Origin of the sequence: Vibrio fujianensis (assembly GCF_002749895.1) — a bacterium.
Taxonomy (GTDB): domain Bacteria; phylum Pseudomonadota; class Gammaproteobacteria; order Enterobacterales; family Vibrionaceae; genus Vibrio; species Vibrio fujianensis.
Map to the genome: position 1 here is coordinate 8527 of NZ_NBUS01000036.1, position 17817 is coordinate 26343.

Below are 17817 nucleotides of genomic sequence, written 5' to 3' on the forward strand. Positions count from 1 at the left end.
TGTTTACGGTATCAACGGTCTCTATTTTTATCGCTTCGCAATGGACACTGACCTCTATCTGGCCGATTCTCGCACCATTTTGTTTAATTGCTGTCGCCAATGGGGCCTTGTATCCTATCGTGGTTAATCGAGCCCTTTCCAGTGCCAAGCAGAGTCCAGCCACCGCTGCAGGGCTACAAAATAGCTTACAAATCTGTGCCGCAAGCTTAGCGAGTGCACTCGTAGCAACCCTTGCGAGTCAAGCGCAAATGGTGACTGGAATCGCCATTATGATCTGTATGTTTGGCCTATGGGTTGGCTATATTGTTGCCAATAAACACTTGAGCCAACATTTCACAACACCCGATAATGCCCGCGTAGTACAAGATAAATAGCCTTAGATAGAAAAATAGCCAGCGTAATGCTGGCTATTTTTACAAAATCATTTATTTTTTACTGGCCGTTGCCAACCTGTAATTTTCTTTTCTTTCGCACGAGTAATGACTAACTCACCTTGAGCAACATTTTTCGTCAGTGTGGTTCCAGCTCCAATTGTCGCTCCGTTGTCAATGGTAACAGGGGCAACTAATTGGCTGTCAGAGCCAACAAACACATCATCGCCAATAATGGTTTTGAATTTGTTTGCACCATCATAATTACACGTAATAACTCCCGCGCCGATATTCACTCGTTGGCCAATTTCGGCATCCCCGAGATAGGTTAAATGGTTGGCCTTTGAACCTTCACCTAAACGAGCATTTTTCATCTCTACAAAATTACCAACATGCGCATCATCACGCAGCTCAGCTCCGGGGCGTAAACGGCTAAATGGGCCAACGGTACAATGTTCACCAATCGTAGCGCCTTCAATCACACTGTAAGGACGAATCACGGTATTGTCGTCAATTTCACAGTCTTTCAAAATAGAACCAGCTCCAATGACAACATTATTACCGATTGATACCTGACCTTCGATTAATACATTCACATCAATTTCAACGTCAGTACCACACTGCAATTCACCACGCAGATCAAAACGAGCAGGATCTCTCAGCATAACGCCTTGCTCTAAAAGTAAATTCGCTTGACGAGCTTGAAAAGCACGCTCTAAACGCGCTAATTGAATGCGATCATTAACCCCTTCCACTTCGATCGAGCTGGCTGGGTGCACCGCTTCGACCGCACGCCCTTCATCATGAGCGGCAGCAATCACATCCGTTAAATAGTATTCCCCTTGAGCATTATTATTATTGAGCCCTGCTAGCCAACGTTTTAAATCTCCACCGGTTGCAACCATTACCCCTGTGTTGATTTCCTTGATGAGCTTTTGTTCTTCTGATGCATCTTTTTGCTCAACAATAGCAACCACAGGGCCATTTTTACGAACAATACGTCCGTAACCGGTTGGGTTATCCAGCACAACTGTCAATAATGCAATCCCTCCGGTGGGCTGAGCTTCAAGCAAGCTTTCTATAGTTTGCTCTGAGATGAGTGGCACATCACCGTATAAAATCAATATTTTTTCGTCATCTCTAAAGTGTTCTGATGCTTGATCAACCGCATGACCTGTCCCTAACTGCTCAGCTTGTAGCACCCAATTAACCGGCTCATCAACTAATGCCTGCTGCATCCGTTCACCACCATGACCGTAAACAAGGTGAATATTATGAGCGCCTAAGCCATAACAGGTATCAATTACATGTTTGACCATCGGTTTACCGGCTAACGAGTGCAATACTTTCGGGATATTAGAGTGCATGCGTGTGCCTTTGCCTGCGGCGAGAATCACTGCGCTAAATTTCATGAGCTACCTATGACGTTGTAAATATGAGCCGCATTTTAGCGGCTAACCGTGGTCGTGTTAATTTATTGGGATAAATTTCTGATAAAAAATAAGCAAAAAGGCGACCTTTGGCCGCCTTTTATGATTACGTACTGAAGATTCTCAGCGACGCTTTCTTGTCAACTCAATTACTCGTAGCTGAGCAATCGCTTTAGCCAGTTCACTCGATGCTTGTGCAAAATTCACATCACCATGGTTTTCATTTAGCATTTCTTCCGCGGAACGTTTTGCTTCTGCTGCTTTCGCTTCATCAAGCTCTTCGGCGCGGATAGCTGTATCTGCCAAAATCGTTACATCATTCGGTTGAACTTCAAGTATGCCACCAGAAAGGTAGATAATTTCTTCTTCACCTTTAATGGTTACAATACGCACCATGCCCGGTCTGATGAAAGTCAGTAAGGGCATATGACCGGCTAAAACACCTAAATCTCCGCTTTCACCCGAGACTTGAATAGTGCGTGCTAAGCCGGAGAATATCCGCTTCTCAGCACTGACTACATCCAAGTTAAAGGTTACTGATGCTGTCATAAAGCCTCCTTGGAGATTTGAGCGTTATAGCTTTTTGGCATTCTCTATCGCATCGTCAATCGTACCGCAGTACATAAACGCTTGCTCAGGAATGTCATCATAATCGCCGGCTAATAAGCCTTTAAAGCCACGTAAAGTTTCTTTAAGTGGTACGTAAATACCAGGGTCACCCGTAAAGACTTCCGCTACGTGGTAAGGCTGAGTTAAGAAACGTTCAATCTTACGCGCACGAGCTACTAATTGCTTATCAGATTCAGACAACTCGTCCATACCTAGAATGGCAATGATATCTTTCAGCTCTTTATAACGCTGTAGTGTTGACTGAACACCACGAGCCACATCGTAATGCTCTTGACCAACCACTAATGGATCCAACATACGAGATGTTGAATCTAATGGGTCAACGGCTGGGTATAACCCCATCGCAGCGATGTTACGGTTAAGTACCACCGTTGCATCCAAGTGAGCAAATGTTGTTGCTGGTGATGGGTCTGTTAAGTCATCAGCTGGCACGTATACTGCCTGAACGGAAGTAATTGAACCGGTCTTTGTCGATGTAATACGTTCTTGTAGAACACCCATTTCTTCAGCAAGCGTTGGTTGATAACCTACCGCAGAAGGCATACGACCAAGTAACGCTGATACTTCCGTTCCCGCTAGGGTATAGCGGTAGATGTTATCGATAAATAGCAGTACATCACGACCTTCATCACGGAACTTTTCCGCCATCGTCAAACCCGTCAAAGCAACACGTAGACGGTTACCTGGTGGCTCGTTCATCTGGCCATAGACCATTGCCACTTTTGACTCTTCTGGTTTTTCGATGTTAACAACACCCGCTTCCTGCATCTCATGGTAGAAGTCGTTACCCTCACGAGTCCGCTCTCCAACCCCAGCAAATACCGATAAACCTGAGTGTTGTAACGCAATGTTGTTGATAAGTTCCATCATGTTAACGGTCTTACCCACACCAGCGCCACCAAATAGACCGATTTTACCGCCTTTCGCAAACGGACAGATCAGGTCGATAACTTTAACGCCTGTTTCAAGCAGTTCAGTTACATTTGATTGCTCTTCATAGCTTGGCGCAGCGCGGTGAATAGAATAAACATCTTCTGCACCAATTTCGCCGCGTTCGTCAATCGCATCACCGAGTACGTTCATGATACGACCAAGGGTTTTCATCCCCACTGGTACTGATATTGGAGCGCCGGTGTTTTCTACTGACATTCCACGACGTAAACCATCTGAGCTACCCATTACGATACAGCGAACAATGCCGCCGCCTAGCTGTTGCTGAACTTCCAGCACAAGACGTTCTTTTGCGTCCTGAACATTCAGTGCATCATAAACACTAGGTACTGAGCTCTGTGGAAACTCTACGTCGACTACCGCACCGATGATCTGTACGATCTTACCTGTAGCCATCGTTAATCCTCTAGTCTGTTAATTACCTTTAAACCGCCGAAGCGCCGCCAACAATCTCTGATAGCTCTTGGGTAATCGCCGTTTGACGGGCTTTGTTATACACCAATTCTAAGTCATCAATCAGATTACCAGCGTTATCTGATGCTGCTCTCATTGCTACCATCCGAGCAGACATTTCACACGCTAAATTCTCAACCACCGCCTGATAGACTTGAGCTTCGATATAACGAGTCATCAGTGTATTGAGTAGTTTTTTCTGATCAGATTCAAACATATAACTCCAAGCATGTTTAAATTCTGATTCATCTTGCGTTTTCGGCAAAGGCAACAATTGATCCATCTTTGGTTGTTGAGTCATCGAGTTAATAAACTCGTTGAATACTAAGTACAAACGATCGATTTCACCTTTTTGATACTTTTTAAGCATCACACTGATAGAACCGATTAAATCATCTAACTCAGGTTCATCACCGACCCCAGTCTTTTGTGCGACGATTTTTGCACCTATGCTACGAAAGTAAGAACTGCCCTTACTTCCGATCACAGCAATATCAACCTCACTACCACGGCTTGAATACTCATGCATATGAGCAACGGCTTTTTTAAACATATTGATGTTTAATCCACCACACAAGCCGCGATCGGTTGAAACGATAATATACCCAACACGTTTAGCTTCACGTTCTTCTAAGTAAGGATGTTTATACTCCAAAGTACCGTTAGCTAAATGACCAATGACTTTACGAATTATTTTTGAATATGGACGAGGCCCTTCCATTGCATCTTGAGTCCGACGCATTTTAGAAGCCGCTACCATTTCCATTGCTTTAGTAATCTTCTGAGTGCTTTTGACACTCCCAATCTTACTACGAATCTCTTTTGTATTGGCCATCGTTACTCTCCGTTAATTACAATGTAGGTTGTAATTACCAAGTCTGAGTTGCTTTGAAATCTTCCACCAATTTTTTAAGTTTGGCTTCGATCTCATCGTTATAAGCACCCGTCTTGTCAATTTCTGCTTTAAACTCAGCATATTGAGAATGAGCATACGACAGAAGTGAAGATTCAAAATCCAACACTTTATTTAATTCGATATCGTTCAAATAACCACGTTCAGCGGCAAAAATAACCAACGCCTGATCAAAGACTGACATCGGTGCATACTGCTTCTGCTTCATCAATTCAGTCACTTTTTGACCATGATTTAGCTGACGTTTGGTCGCTTCATCGAGATCGGAAGCAAACTGAGCGAATGCCGCTAGTTCACGATACGCCGCTAGTGCGGTACGAATACCACCAGACAGTTTCTTGATGATCTTCGTTTGTGCAGCACCACCAACCCGAGAAACAGAAATACCAGGGTCAACCGCTGGGCGAATCCCCCCGTTAAACAATTCGGTTTGTAGGAAGATCTGACCATCGGTAATCGAAATTACGTTGGTTGGAACGAAAGCAGAAACATCACCCGCTTGAGTTTCAATAATCGGCAGCGCCGTCAAAGAACCCGTTTTGCCTTTTACTTCACCCTGAGTAAAGCGCTCTACGTACTCTTCACTAACACGAGCAGCACGCTCAAGCAAACGCGAGTGGAGATAGAATACGTCACCCGGGAAAGCTTCACGACCCGGTGGACGACGTAGCAGTAATGAAATTTGACGATAAGCTACCGCTTGTTTAGATAAATCATCATAAACAATCAGTGCATCTTCACCACGATCGCGGAAATACTCACCCATCGCACAACCTGAATAAGGTGCAAGATATTGTAGCGCGGCAGACTCAGACGCAGATGCCACAACAACAATGGTATTTTTTAACGCGTCATGCTCTTCTAATTTACGTACCACGTTAGCAATGGTTGACGCTTTTTGGCCAATCGCAACGTAAATAGAAAAGATGCCAGAATCTTTCTGGTTAATAATCGCATCAATTGCGAGTGCAGTTTTACCGGTTTGGCGGTCACCGATAATCAACTCACGTTGACCTCGACCGATAGGAATCATCGCATCAACAGATTTATAACCCGTTTGAACAGGTTGATCGACCGATTTACGATCAATAACCCCAGGCGCAATCACTTCTACAGGAGATGTTAATTTTGCGTCAATTGGGCCTTTACCATCAATCGGTTCACCCAATGTGTTCACCACACGACCAAGAAGCTCAGGACCAACGGGAACTTCTAGAATACGCCCAGTTCCGGTCACTTTCATGCCTTCGCTCAAATCCGTATATGGCCCCATCACAACCGCACCAACAGAGTCACGCTCCAAGTTCAGTGCCAGTGCATAGTAGCCACCCGGTAATTCAATCATTTCACCTTGCATCACGTCCGCTAGGCCGTGGATACGGATGATACCATCGCTTACCGATACGATAGTACCTTCATTGCGAGCATCAGAAACAACGTTGAAACCTTCAATTCGCTTTCTAATGATTTCGCTGATTTCCGTGGAATTAAGTTGCATTGCTCCAATTCCCCTAATTAAGACTTCATCACGTCTTTCAGACGATTAATACGACCCAGTAACGAGTTGTCGAGGATGCTATCCCCTACTCGAATAACGGCTCCGCCAATAAGATTGCTGTCAACTTGGCAATTCAGCTTCACTTTACAGTCATAGCGTTTTTCTAAGTTACTGGTTAAAGTTTCAACCTGTTCATCGCTTAACTCATAAGAGGTCACTACTTTCACTTCTTTTGTACCAGAAGATGCGGTAGCCAACTTTTGAAACTGCTGAGATATATCACCGAGCACCGCCATACGACGATTTTCCATCAACACCTGTAAAAAGTTACACATAGGTTGATCAAACTGCTCACCCGCGACATCTGAATAAACCTGCACTAATTGCTCAGGTTGTAAACTAAATGCAGCTGACGATAATTCAGGTACCAACGACATTGTTTTCGCCAGTTCAAGCATTGCTGACCATTGATCAACCACACCATGCTCACTAGCGTAACTAAATGCAGCCTTAGCATATGGACGAGCAATCGTTGTCAAATCCGACATACAAATGCCCTCCTTTATAGCTTCGCAGATATACTATCAAGTATGTCTTGGTTAGCTGCCTGATCGACGGTGCGCTGTACAATTTTCTCAGCCGCCAATAAAGCAAGTGAAGACACCTCTTTTTGCAGCTCATTACGAGCTCGCATCATTTGCGCTTCCAATTCTGCCTTACCTTGAGCCAAGATATGCTCACGCTCTTGCGCCGCTTCTTGACGAGCTTCATCTAAAATTTGGGCTTTGCGTTTATTCGCTTGCTCAATGATGACTAGCGCCTCTTGTTTTGCACTTTTTAGCTGATCTGCTGCATTACTTTTAGCCAAATTCAAGGCTTTATCAGCACGCTCAGCAGAAGCTAAGCCGTCAGCAATTTTTTTCTGACGTTCTTCAATGGCTCTCATCAAAGGAGGCCATACATACTTCATGCAGAACCAAACAAAGATTAAAAATGCGATGGTTTGGCCCAACAGAGTTGCATTGATATTCACACTAACTCTCCTTTATTTTGCTTCTGTTTACCCAATCATCTTTGCGTTGGGTGACACAAAAAGGACTAGTTATGCAAACAACATGTACATTGCGATACCTACACCAATCATAGGAACCGCATCAAGAAGACCGGCGATGATAAACATGTTGGTTTGTAGAATTGGAGCCATTTCTGGTTGACGAGCAACAGATTCTAGGAATTTACCGCCTAGGATTGCAAAGCCAATACCAGTCGCTAGAGCACACATACCAAGTAGTAGAGCAACAACGAAATAAGTTTCCATAATAAAAGTATCTCCAGGTTTATTGGGTTGTTTAAATTAAGAGTTTAATGAGAGTCATTACTTGCCATACTGAGATACACAATCGTCAGCATCATAAAAATAAAGGCTTGTAGCGTAATAATCAAAATATGGAAGATGGCCCAAATGACATGAGCGATAACACCTAAGCCACCGAGTACGAATCCTGCACCATAAGTGATTGCGATCAAAATAAAGATCAACTCACCTGCGTACATGTTACCGTACAAACGTAACGAGAGTGATATCGGTTTTGCCAATAATGACACCGTCTCAAGAACAAAGTTGAAAGGAATTAACGACCAATGGTTAATTGGATGTAAAGTAAACTCCTTCACAAATCCCTTGAATCCTTTGTATTTGATGTAATAAGCAATTACCAGCAGTAATACGCCTATTGCTAGCGACAGAGTTATATTCAAGTTCACCGTAGGGAGAAGTTTGAAATAATCGACGCCTGCCAATTTCATGGCTTCAGGAACATAATCCACTGGCACTAAATCCATTAAGTTCATCAGGAATATCCAGACGAAAATGGTTAATGCCAAGGGAGCGACCAACTTATCCTTGCCATGAAAAGTTCCTTTGACTAGCTCATCGACTTGCTCTATGAGCATTTCGACAAAGCATTGCCATTTACCCGGAACTCCCGTGGTTGCATTTTTCCCAACACGATAAAACAACCACAAAAACAGCACGCCTAGACTCACTGAGATCAATAAGGCATCCCAGTTTAACGTCCAAAATCCAGCATCCACACAACCGTGGTTTGTGGTGATGTTACCATCAACCAAACAAACTTGAGCGCTTGAAAGGTGGTGCTGAATATATTCCTTCGGAGTATCAGCCATGGTGGTTCCCATTTTTTGCGGTAAGTAGTATTGGTGCTATCCAAAAAACCAGCAATGTTAATTTATAACCTGACATCATGGCACCAGGATGATGCACATCTGTTAAATTAAAAATTAACACAAACATAGTCACGGTTAACACCAGCTTCAAAGCCCACCCCATCATAATAAAGCCAAGCAAAACGGTACCGTCTGCATTGGCCTTTGGGAGGAAGGCAAACAGTGTATAGACATAGTTACCCATCACGGCAATCGCTCCACCTTTTAAAATAAAGCGTGCCTGATTGGGGCCCCAGTACATATACGTCACGCCTCCGATCAGCAGTAAGAAAACAAGCTGAAGGTGAACAATTCGAAATGCCGCCTTTGCTTGCCAACTTTGTCCTGCTATAAACATCAAAAGCCCCTGTTTTCTGTATCACTCATCCAACGGGATAAAGTTAATAAAACTTTACAACTCGGTGAAAAAAGCTTCAAAATTATATATATGTAGCGTAAAAACTCAACTTAAAGCAGGTGAACTAAGCCACAGAAAAAACATTCTGTCAGCTATATTTACGAGACAATCGTATCTAATTGTTTCAACAAATGGTTCAACTGTTCCTGATCGGTAAAATCGATCACAACACGACCTTTTCCACTTGCTTGTAATTGTATCGCCATTGGTGTTTTTAATCGTTCAGCAATGGCATTTAATTGTTGCTCAACCTCTTTCGCAAGGTCTGTTTTTGGTGACTCTTTCTTTTCTTCGTGATTTAACCAACGTTTCACCAAAGCCTCTGCTTGACGCACGGTTAAATGCTTTTTTACCATCTCTTCAGCGCACATTATCTGCTGCTCAGCTGTTAAGGCTAATAGTGTTCGAGCATGCCCCATTTCGAGTTGTTTATTTTCAACCAGCCGTTTAACTTCATCATGTAATTGATTCAGGCGCAAAAGATTACTAACCGTAGCGCGTGATTTACCAATCACATCGGCCACTTGTTGGTGAGTCAGTTTGAATTCATCTTGTAGCCTTTCTAGCGCTTGAGCTTCTTCAATCACATTCAGATCTTCACGCTGAATATTTTCGATCAAGGCCATCGCGATCGCCGCTCGATCATCCACTCGTTTGATCAAACATGGAACTTGTTTTAATCCGGCTTGTTTTGCTGCGCGCCAACGTCGTTCACCGGCGATGATTTCAAAACCACCAAACTCTAAAGGCCTAACGACAATCGGTTGAATAATACCTTGCGAATGAATAGAAGCAGCGAGTTCTTCTAGTGCTTCTGGCGACATGTCTTTACGTGGCTGATAAATACCTGGTGTAAGGCTAGTGATGGTCAGTTCAGTTAGCTCGCCATCTGCTGACATCGCTTGGCTATGCGAAGCGACCTGCTGCTTTTCTCTTGCCATGGAACTGGTAGCAAGCAAAGCATCTAATCCTTTTCCTAAGCCACGTTTAGACATGTAAGATTGTTCCTTTTTCGGTGTTATGCAGGGATTTCTTCACGACGCAACATCTCGCCCGCTAAAGCGAGGTAAGCTTTAGCTCCTGCGGAGTACTTATCATAATACATTGCTGGCTTACCATAACTGGGCGCTTCAGCAAGACGTACATTACGAGGAATGACCGTACGGTAAACTTTATTACCAAAATGTTTTTTTAACTGGTCAGAAACTTCGTTCGCTAGCCGATTACGCGGATCATACATGGTTCTAAGTAAACCTTCGATCTTCAAATTATCATTCACCACAGCAGCTAACTTACTGATAGTATCCATTAAAGCGGTTAGTCCCTCTAATGCGAAGTACTCACATTGCATTGGCACCAGCACCGAATCAGCTGCTGCCATCGCGTTGATTGTAAGTAGATTTAAAGAGGGGGGGCAATCAATAAAGATGAAATCATAGTTATCACGAACTGCCGAGAGGGCGTTTTTCAAGCGAACTTCGCGCGCGAAAACCTCCATTAACTTAATTTCCGCGGCTGTCACATCACCATTAGCCGCAATTAAATCATAATGTCCAGATGTTTTACGACATACCACATCTTCAAACGGGGCTTCTTCAACCAATAACTCATATGCGGTTGCATCGACTTGATACTTATCTACACCACTAGCCATTGTTGCATTGCCTTGCGGATCGAGATCGACAACCAATACTTTACGTTTAGTTGCAGCCATAGATGCAGCTAAATTAATACAGGTTGTTGTTTTTCCCACGCCACCTTTCTGGTTGGCGATCGCTACAATTTTACCCACGGTATGCCTCGCTATTATTCCTTGCGCGATAAGATTACAAGATGACGCTCACCTTCCAACTCTGGAACATTCAAAGCTTTGATGTCGATCACACAACACCACTCTGGAAGTAGGGTTATCTCTTCTTCCGGATGCTGACCTTTGAGGGCTAAAAAGCGTCCACGCTCAGCGCAAGGTAGGTGTTGACACCACTCTACCATATCCAGCATAGAAGCAAAGGCTCGGCTAAGTACACCATCAAACCCTTGTTCCGGTTGGTACTGTTCGACTCGACTTTGTATTGGCGTAACATTACTGATCCCCAGATCATGCAGCGCTTGTTTAATAAAACGAATCCGTTTACCCAAACTATCCAACAACACAAAATGTTTATCTGGATTCATAATAGCCAGCGGAATACCTGGTAATCCAGGGCCCGTGCCAACATCGATAAAACGTTTACCCACTAAGTGTGGGCTTACCACTATACTATCAAGGATATGTTTCACCAACATATCCATTGGGTCTCGAACGGAGGTTAAGTTATACGCTTTATTCCATTTATTCAGTAGCTCAACATAACCGACCAATTGTTCTCGTTGCGACTCAGAAACAATAAGGTTGGTTTGCGCAATCAGCGCATCGAGTCTAACTTTTAATGGATTCATGACTCAGCCTCTCCCTTTTTTAGCAAACCATGCTTTTTCAGGTGCACGAGTAGGATGGAAATCGCTGCAGGCGTAATTCCTGAAATACGCGAGGCAATTCCAACCGTTTCCGGTTTAGACGCATTCAGTTTAGCAACCACCTCATTCGATAATCCTTTCACGGCTTTATAATCTAAATCAACCGGTAATTTAGTATGTTCATGGCGCAAAGATTTTTCAATTTCATCTTGCTGACGTTGAATATACCCTTCGTATTTAACCTGAATTTCAACCTGCTCAGCGGCCTGATGATCTTCTAAAGCGGGCGCAAAGGTAGGAAGAGAGGTTAACCGTTCATAAGTCATTTCAGGGCGGCGTAGTAAATCTTCACCGCTAGCTTCACGGGATATTGGTGTTTTTAATAAAGAATTCAGCGCATCAACCTCTTTTGACTGAGGATTCATCCACGTATCTTTTAAACGCTGACGCTCTTTATTCATATGATCAACTTTTTGATTAAAACGAGCCCAACGATCATCACTAATCAAACCTAATTGATATGCTTTTTCGGTTAGACGTAAATCTGCGTTATCTTCGCGCAGTAGTAAGCGATATTCAGCACGAGAAGTGAACATACGATAAGGTTCTTTTGTACCAATGGTAGAAAGATCGTCGATTAACACGCCCATATAAGCTTGATCTCGACGAGGGCTCCAGCCTTCTTTTTCTTGACTGTACAAGCTGGCGTTCAACCCTGCCATTAAGCCTTGCGCTGCTGCTTCTTCATAACCGGTGGTACCGTTGATCTGCCCAGCAAAGAACAGACCATGAACAAATTTGGTTTCATAGGTCTGTTTTAAATCGCGAGGATCGAAGAAATCGTATTCAATCGCATAGCCAGGTCGCACAATATGGGCATTTTCAAACCCTTTCATCGAACGAACAATTTGAACTTGAACATCAAAAGGTAAACTAGTGGAAATACCGTTTGGATATAGTTCAGTGGTAGTTAAACCTTCAGGTTCGATAAAAATTTGGTGGCTATTTTTATCCGCAAAACGCATCACTTTATCTTCGATGGATGGGCAATAGCGTGGGCCTATACCTTCAATAACACCCGCATACATTGGGCTACGATCCAAATTATTGCGGATCACATCGTGCGTTTTCTCGTTTGTGTGTGTGATAAAGCATGGGATCTGACGCGGATGATGATCACGCTTGCCCATAAATGAAAATACGGGCGTTGGATTATCACCGTGTTGCGCTTCCAGTACTGAGAAATCAACGCTATTTGCATCAATACGTGGTGGTGTGCCAGTTTTCAGACGATCCACTCGAAATGGCAATTCTCGCAAACGTTGTGCTAATGCGATCGATGGAGGGTCCCCGGCTCGACCACCAGAAAAGTTTTCCAATCCAATGTGGATCTTACCACCTAGGAAAGTTCCTACCGTCAATACCACCGATCTGGCATGAAACTTTAGGCCCATTTGCGTGACAACACCACGCACATGATCGTTCTCGACAATAAGATCATCAGCAGCTTGCTGAAACAGCGTCAGGTTGGGGGTATTTTCCAAAGTATGACGAACATAAGCCTTATAAAGTGCTCGATCTGCCTGAGCTCGTGTAGCTCGAACAGCAGGGCCTTTCGAAGCATTAAGAGTTCTAAATTGAATACCTGCATGATCAATCGCTTCAGCCATTAATCCACCCATGGCATCCACTTCTTTCACTAAATGTCCTTTACCAATCCCTCCGATAGCAGGGTTACAGGACATCTGCCCTAATGTATCAATATTATGGGTAAGAAGTAACGTACGTTGGCCCGTACGAGCGGCTGCGAGAGCGGCTTCCGTTCCTGCGTGACCGCCACCAACCACAATGACGTCAAATGTTTCGTGATAAAGCATGAACGACCTCAGGTATTCATTGAGATAAACAAAAGAGCCGTATTCTACCTTCTTTCCAACAGCGAGAAAATCGCTTTTATGCTTTTTTCCAGAAAGCAGTAAATCAATTATATAAAAAAGATCTTATATAGAGATCTTCTGTTAGATCTACTATTAAGGGAGAGGATCTCTGTGGATAACTGATAAATGATCAATAAGATCATGCTAATGAATAAGATCAGAACGTGTGATCATCACCTGATCAAACGGAGGATTAGCTGGGATCAAAAGTGGTAGTTATACACAAGGAAAATAATGATCAAAGTTATTCTATGAATAACTATAGGTTAATCACCGGATAAAATGGTAGTTATACACAAGAGAATAAGAAGGTAAAAAAGAAAAAGCGGCCTAAGCCGCTTAAAAGAAAGAGGATAGGGAGGAAAAAATTAGTCAATACGCGCTATAAATGTATTGAGCCAGTCAGCTAAGGCTTCCTCTGGAACCGGATGTTGTTGAACGTCGATAGTAAAGCAGTCTGCAAGTGGGGTGGCACCAATATCAGCTAACAGCTCATGTGCGTGTTTACCAGCAGCGCAAAAAGTATCATAGCTTGAATCTCCAAGTGCGATGACCGCATAACGAAGCTGTTGCGTATTTGGCGGTGTTTGTTGCAAAGCGGCAATAAAAGGTTGGATATTATCTGGGTAATCCCCCGCACCATGCGTGGAAGTAACAATAAGCCAGATACCTTGAGCAGGAATATCTGCCAATACCGGCTGGTTATGGATATGGCTTTCGATTTCTGCTTGTTGTAATGCATCACTGATGTGATCTCCCACATATTCTGCACCACCTAATGTACTACCTGTTATAATATGGATCATATAGTTAACTCTATTTCCCGATACAAAACGAAGAGAAAATTCGCCCGAGGAGATCATCAGAACTAAATTCACCCGTGATCTCATTTAAGTGTTGCTGAGCAATACGTAACTCTTCGGCGAGGATTTCTCCAGCCATATAACCTTCCAACTGTTGTTGGCCGATGGTGAGATGTTCTGCCGCACGTTCTAAGGCATCGAGATGACGCCGACGCGCCATAAAGCCGCCTTCTTGGTTACCGGTAAAGCCCATGCACTCTTTCAAATGGGTACGTAGCGCTTCGACGCCTTGACCAGTTTTAGCAGAAAGACGAATCAAGGTTGGTTGGTTAACATGGCAAATCCCTAATGGTTCTCCTGTTTGATCGACTTTATTACGGATCACTGTCATCCCCATATGATCCGGCAAACGGTCGACAAAATCAGGCCAAATGTCTTTGGGATCGGTTGCTTCGGTCGTGGTGCCATCGACCATAAATAAAACGCGATCAGCTTGTTTTATTTCTTCCCACGCACGCTCGATACCAATTCTTTCGACTTCATCAGAGGCCTCACGCAGTCCTGCTGTGTCTATGATATGTAGTGGCATGCCATCAATATGAATATGTTCACGTAACACATCACGTGTTGTACCTGCAATATCGGTGACAATAGCCGACTCTTTACCCGATAAAGCATTTAACAGGCTCGATTTACCAGCATTTGGACGTCCGGCAATAACAACCTTCATCCCTTCACGCATGATCGCACCTTGATTGGCTTCTTGACGCACAGCAGCAAGGTTATCGATAATTGCTTGTAAATCATTAGATACTTTTCCATCAGCTAAAAAGTCAATTTCTTCTTCTGGAAAATCAATCGCAGCTTCAACGTAAATACGTAGATGGATCAATGACTCTACAAGGGTATGAATGCGTTGAGAAAATCGTCCTTGAAGCGATTTTAGTGCCGATTTTGCCGCTTGTTCAGAACTGGCATCGATCAGATCTGCAATGGCTTCTGCTTGGGTTAAGTCTAACTTATCGTTTAAGAATGCACGTTCAGAAAACTCACCAGGGCGAGCTGGGCGAATCCCCGGGATGGTAAGAATGCGTTTGATAAGCATATCCATGACAACTGGGCCGCCATGGCCTTGTAGCTCTAGGACATCTTCTCCGGTAAAGGAATTCGGATTGGGAAAATAAAGTGCAATGCCTTGGTCAAGTACCACACCATCATTATCTTTGAAAGGCAAATATTCCGCGTAGCGAGGTTTAAGCTGCTTCCCGGTGACCTCAAGGGCGGCTTGGGCGGCCAGAGGGCCTGAAACGCGTATAATGCCTACGCCGCCACGTCCTAGAGCGGTGGCTTGCGCGACAATGGTATCGGTGGTCATAACATTACCTATTGAATTATTTACTGGTGATTATTGTAATCAGCCAATAATAAAAAGGCGACCAAAAGGTCGCCTTGATCGATGAGATTTATGCTTACTTAGAGTGTAAACCTCTTTTCTCGAGTGACTTGTAAATGAGCGTTTGCTGAATCAGAGTCACAATGTTTGATACCAACCAGTAAAGTACGAGACCGGATGGAAAGAACAAGAAGAAGAAGGTAAACATTACCGGCATGAAGGTCATGATCTTCTGTTGCATTGGATCAGTAACAGTATTTGGACTCATTTTCTGAATCATGAACATACTTGCCCCCATTAATAGCGGCAGTATGTAGTATGGATCCTGAGCCGAAAGATCATGTATCCACCCAAAGAATGGTGAATGACGCAGTTCAACCGATTCCATCAATGCCCAGTATAAAGCAATAAAAATCGGCATTTGTAGAACGATAGGTAGACAGCCACCGAGTGGGTTTACTTTCTCTTTCTTATACAATTCCATCATTTCTTGGCTCATGCGTTGGCGATCATCACCAATGCGTTCACGCATCGCTTGCAGCTTGGGTTGCAGCATACGCATTTTGGCCATCGATGTGTATTGAGCCTTAGTCAAAGGATACATAGCGCCACGGACGATAAAGGTCAAACAGATGATTGCTATACCCCAGTTACTAACAAAGCTCTGAATAAATGAGAGCAAGGTATGTAAAGGTTTCGCGATAAACCATAACCAACCGTAGTCAACAACTAGGTCTAGGTTAGGTGCTGTCGCTGCCATTTCATTTTGCAGTTTTGGCCCAACCCATAGGCTGACTTTAAATTGCGTGCTGTCGCCATCGGCGATGGTTTTATTTGGGATACGAACACCAATATCACCAAGGTTACCAATGACACGAGAATAAAGATTGGTGTCGGGTTCATTACGCGGAATCCATGCTGTTGCAAAGTAATGCTGAATCATCGCTGCCCATCCTTCACCATTAGGAAGAGGGAGGGATAGGTTACGTTCCTGCATATCTTTGAAGCTGTATTTTTTATAACGAGTATTTTCTGTAGAGTAGGCTCCGCCACGATAAGTTGGCATAGCAAGGTTACCCCCAGAATCAAGAAGGCTTTGACGAAGATGAGCATAAACACCCAGCGTGGCGTTATTACCCGAGCGGTTCACAACGTCAAAAATAACGTCAATGGCATAGTCATTACGTTTAACCACAAACGTTTTACTATATTCGATACCATTGACTTGATAAGTCATCGGAATACGCAATTCATCTTGCCCATCCGCTAGCTCAAAATGATCAGCGCTAACATGATAAGTCGGGCGACTATTACTGCTTAGATCAATTCCTTGAGGGCCGATTAACCCACTTTGTGCAATAAATTGATGATCGGGCTCATTTTTTAAGAGAACGAAAGGTTGGTCAGAATCCAACTCATCAGAATATTGATTGAGTTTGGCACTGACGATGTCGCCACCGATCGTATCGATGGACAGAGTCAATACATCCGAGATCACTGTAATGGTTTTTGCTGAAGCCTGAGACTGCGAAGGAGCAGGGTCGAATTCATCAGCAAAAGAAGGTGCAGGGGTGTTACTGTTAGCTTGAGCCTGTTCAATCGCAGGTTGGGCCGGATTCTTTGTTGTTTGCCATTGCTGGAAAAGTAAGAAAGAAACGAGCGCTAAAGCGATTAACAGGATATTACGTTGAGAATCCATCGTTATTTATCTCTGTCTAGTTTTTTGACTGGTGGAACGGGGTCATATCCCCCTTCGTTCAAAGGGTGGCATTTTAATAGACGTTTGCCGGATAACCAACACCCTTTTATAAAACCGTGAGCTCGCAATGCTTCTATCGCATAAGTTGAGCAAGTCGGCGTAAATCGACAGCGAGGGCCGATAAGCGGACTTATTATCCATTGGTAGAGTTTAACTAAGCCAATGGTTAACCACGTGAAGGGCGAGATAGGCGATGCCATAATTTATCGAACAAAGTAAATAATTCCTCATTGCTTAAATCTTGCGCGCTCTTTTTCGCGATCACAACAAAATCTTTATTAGCGAGTCGATGTTGTGTGAGACGAAAACTTTCACGAGCGAGACGTTTGAAGCGATTACGACCCACCGCCGTTTTAATTTGCTTCTTTGGAACAGCCAATCCTAAACGAGGATGAGAGAGATTATTATCGCGGGCAATGATAGTAAAATGAGGGGAGCCAGCACGGTGCGCTTGCTGGAAGACGTTTTTATAATGCTCGGGAGTTAGCAGACGTAACTCCCGATTGAACGCGTACGTATTCAAAATAATTCAGTGATTATTTTGACAGGCGCTTACGGCCTTTTGCACGACGTGCATT

At 43.7% G+C, this 17817-nt stretch carries 19 protein-coding genes and 1 pseudogene; 1 reads left to right on the top strand and 19 read right to left on the bottom strand.

What is annotated here, in order from left to right:
• Positions 1-374: pseudogene (locus tag B7C60_RS17620) on the top strand (purine nucleoside transporter PunC); the annotation flags it as partial.
• A gap of 47 nt (positions 375-421) precedes the next feature.
• On the opposite strand, the gene glmU reads toward B7C60_RS17620, so the two are convergent.
• The 19 genes from glmU to rnpA form a co-directional block, all read right to left on the bottom strand.
• Positions 422-1783, bottom strand: coding sequence for a bifunctional UDP-N-acetylglucosamine diphosphorylase/glucosamine-1-phosphate N-acetyltransferase GlmU (glmU, locus tag B7C60_RS02530; RefSeq protein ID WP_099610289.1), 1362 nt, complete (start codon positions 1781-1783; stop codon positions 422-424).
• 141 nt (positions 1784-1924) lie between these two features.
• Positions 1925-2350, bottom strand: coding sequence for a F0F1 ATP synthase subunit epsilon (locus B7C60_RS02535; RefSeq protein WP_099610290.1), 426 nt, complete (start codon positions 2348-2350; stop codon positions 1925-1927).
• A 24-nt stretch (positions 2351-2374) separates the two neighbouring features.
• On the bottom strand, positions 2375-3778 hold the full coding sequence (gene atpD / locus B7C60_RS02540; RefSeq protein ID WP_099610291.1) for a F0F1 ATP synthase subunit beta: 1404 nt from the start codon (positions 3776-3778) through the stop codon (positions 2375-2377).
• Between the two features lie 28 nt (positions 3779-3806).
• Positions 3807-4670 carry a F0F1 ATP synthase subunit gamma gene (atpG, locus tag B7C60_RS02545; RefSeq protein ID WP_099610292.1) on the bottom strand — a complete coding sequence of 288 codons (864 nt, stop codon included), beginning with the start codon at positions 4668-4670 and terminating at the stop codon, positions 3807-3809.
• Positions 4671-4704: 34 nt separating this feature from the next.
• Entirely contained in the window at positions 4705-6246 is a 1542-nt protein-coding gene (gene atpA, locus B7C60_RS02550; protein WP_099610293.1) for a F0F1 ATP synthase subunit alpha, read from the bottom strand.
• A gap of 17 nt (positions 6247-6263) precedes the next feature.
• Positions 6264-6794: a F0F1 ATP synthase subunit delta gene (locus tag B7C60_RS02555; protein ID WP_099610294.1), complete on the bottom strand. Its 531-nt coding sequence runs from the start codon at positions 6792-6794 to the stop codon at positions 6264-6266.
• A 14-nt stretch (positions 6795-6808) separates the two neighbouring features.
• On the bottom strand, positions 6809-7279 hold the full coding sequence (atpF, locus tag B7C60_RS02560) for a F0F1 ATP synthase subunit B (protein WP_099610295.1): 471 nt from the start codon (positions 7277-7279) through the stop codon (positions 6809-6811).
• Positions 7280-7348: 69 nt separating this feature from the next.
• Positions 7349-7564: a F0F1 ATP synthase subunit C gene (gene atpE / locus B7C60_RS02565; RefSeq protein WP_071178281.1), complete on the bottom strand. Its 216-nt coding sequence runs from the start codon at positions 7562-7564 to the stop codon at positions 7349-7351.
• Between the two features lie 44 nt (positions 7565-7608).
• Positions 7609-8433 carry a F0F1 ATP synthase subunit A gene (atpB, locus tag B7C60_RS02570; RefSeq protein ID WP_099610296.1) on the bottom strand — a complete coding sequence of 275 codons (825 nt, stop codon included), beginning with the start codon at positions 8431-8433 and terminating at the stop codon, positions 7609-7611.
• Complete coding sequence (locus tag B7C60_RS02575; protein WP_099610297.1) at positions 8426-8830, bottom strand: ATP synthase subunit I; 405 nt, start codon at positions 8828-8830, stop codon at positions 8426-8428. Before B7C60_RS02575 ends, atpB begins: the two co-directional genes overlap by 8 nt.
• Before the next feature lie 158 nt (positions 8831-8988).
• Positions 8989-9885, bottom strand: a complete 897-nt coding sequence (locus B7C60_RS02580) for a ParB/RepB/Spo0J family partition protein (RefSeq protein WP_099610298.1) — start codon at positions 9883-9885, stop codon at positions 8989-8991.
• 23 nt (positions 9886-9908) lie between these two features.
• Positions 9909-10682, bottom strand: coding sequence for a ParA family protein (locus tag B7C60_RS02585; protein WP_099610299.1), 774 nt, complete (start codon positions 10680-10682; stop codon positions 9909-9911).
• Positions 10683-10696: 14 nt separating this feature from the next.
• Entirely contained in the window at positions 10697-11329 is a 633-nt protein-coding gene (rsmG, locus tag B7C60_RS02590) for a 16S rRNA (guanine(527)-N(7))-methyltransferase RsmG (RefSeq protein ID WP_099610300.1), read from the bottom strand.
• Positions 11326-13224, bottom strand: coding sequence for a tRNA uridine-5-carboxymethylaminomethyl(34) synthesis enzyme MnmG (gene mnmG, locus B7C60_RS02595; protein WP_099610301.1), 1899 nt, complete (start codon positions 13222-13224; stop codon positions 11326-11328). Before mnmG ends, rsmG begins: the two co-directional genes overlap by 4 nt.
• 428 nt (positions 13225-13652) lie before the next feature.
• Entirely contained in the window at positions 13653-14090 is a 438-nt protein-coding gene (gene mioC / locus B7C60_RS02600; RefSeq protein WP_099610302.1) for an FMN-binding protein MioC, read from the bottom strand.
• 10 nt (positions 14091-14100) lie between these two features.
• Positions 14101-15462, bottom strand: coding sequence for a tRNA uridine-5-carboxymethylaminomethyl(34) synthesis GTPase MnmE (mnmE, locus tag B7C60_RS02605; RefSeq protein WP_099610303.1), 1362 nt, complete (start codon positions 15460-15462; stop codon positions 14101-14103).
• A gap of 94 nt (positions 15463-15556) precedes the next feature.
• Positions 15557-17179, bottom strand: coding sequence for a membrane protein insertase YidC (gene yidC / locus B7C60_RS02610; RefSeq protein WP_099610304.1), 1623 nt, complete (start codon positions 17177-17179; stop codon positions 15557-15559).
• A gap of 2 nt (positions 17180-17181) precedes the next feature.
• A complete protein-coding gene (gene yidD, locus B7C60_RS02615) occupies positions 17182-17439 on the bottom strand; it encodes a membrane protein insertion efficiency factor YidD (protein ID WP_099610305.1) in 258 nt (85 codons plus the stop codon).
• Entirely contained in the window at positions 17406-17729 is a 324-nt protein-coding gene (rnpA, locus tag B7C60_RS02620) for a ribonuclease P protein component (protein WP_161455716.1), read from the bottom strand. The genes yidD and rnpA overlap by 34 nt, the downstream gene beginning before the upstream one ends.
• Positions 17730-17817: the final 88 nt, after the last annotated feature.

Bases quoted from the DNA above. Each gene is read 5' to 3' on its own strand.
- glmU (WP_099610289.1), bottom strand. From the start codon at position 1,783: ATGAAATTTAGCGCAGTGATTCTCGCCGCAGGCAAAGGCACACGCATG.
- B7C60_RS02535 (WP_099610290.1), bottom strand. From the start codon at position 2,350: ATGACAGCATCAGTAACCTTTAACTTGGATGTAGTCAGTGCTGAGAAG.
- atpD (WP_099610291.1), bottom strand. From the start codon at position 3,778: ATGGCTACAGGTAAGATCGTACAGATCATCGGTGCGGTAGTCGACGTA.
- atpG (WP_099610292.1), bottom strand. From the start codon at position 4,670: ATGGCCAATACAAAAGAGATTCGTAGTAAGATTGGGAGTGTCAAAAGC.
- atpA (WP_099610293.1), bottom strand. From the start codon at position 6,246: ATGCAACTTAATTCCACGGAAATCAGCGAAATCATTAGAAAGCGAATT.
- B7C60_RS02555 (WP_099610294.1), bottom strand. From the start codon at position 6,794: ATGTCGGATTTGACAACGATTGCTCGTCCATATGCTAAGGCTGCATTT.
- atpE (WP_071178281.1), bottom strand. From the start codon at position 7,564: ATGGAAACTTATTTCGTTGTTGCTCTACTACTTGGTATGTGTGCTCTA.
- atpB (WP_099610296.1), bottom strand. From the start codon at position 8,433: ATGGCTGATACTCCGAAGGAATATATTCAGCACCACCTTTCAAGCGCT.
- B7C60_RS02575 (WP_099610297.1), bottom strand. From the start codon at position 8,830: ATGTTTATAGCAGGACAAAGTTGGCAAGCAAAGGCGGCATTTCGAATT.
- B7C60_RS02580 (WP_099610298.1), bottom strand. From the start codon at position 9,885: ATGTCTAAACGTGGCTTAGGAAAAGGATTAGATGCTTTGCTTGCTACC.
- rsmG (WP_099610300.1), bottom strand. From the start codon at position 11,329: ATGAATCCATTAAAAGTTAGACTCGATGCGCTGATTGCGCAAACCAAC.
- mnmG (WP_099610301.1), bottom strand. From the start codon at position 13,224: ATGCTTTATCACGAAACATTTGACGTCATTGTGGTTGGTGGCGGTCAC.
- mioC (WP_099610302.1), bottom strand. From the start codon at position 14,090: ATGATCCATATTATAACAGGTAGTACATTAGGTGGTGCAGAATATGTG.
- mnmE (WP_099610303.1), bottom strand. From the start codon at position 15,462: ATGACCACCGATACCATTGTCGCGCAAGCCACCGCTCTAGGACGTGGC.
- yidC (WP_099610304.1), bottom strand. From the start codon at position 17,179: ATGGATTCTCAACGTAATATCCTGTTAATCGCTTTAGCGCTCGTTTCT.
- yidD (WP_099610305.1), bottom strand. From the start codon at position 17,439: ATGGCATCGCCTATCTCGCCCTTCACGTGGTTAACCATTGGCTTAGTT.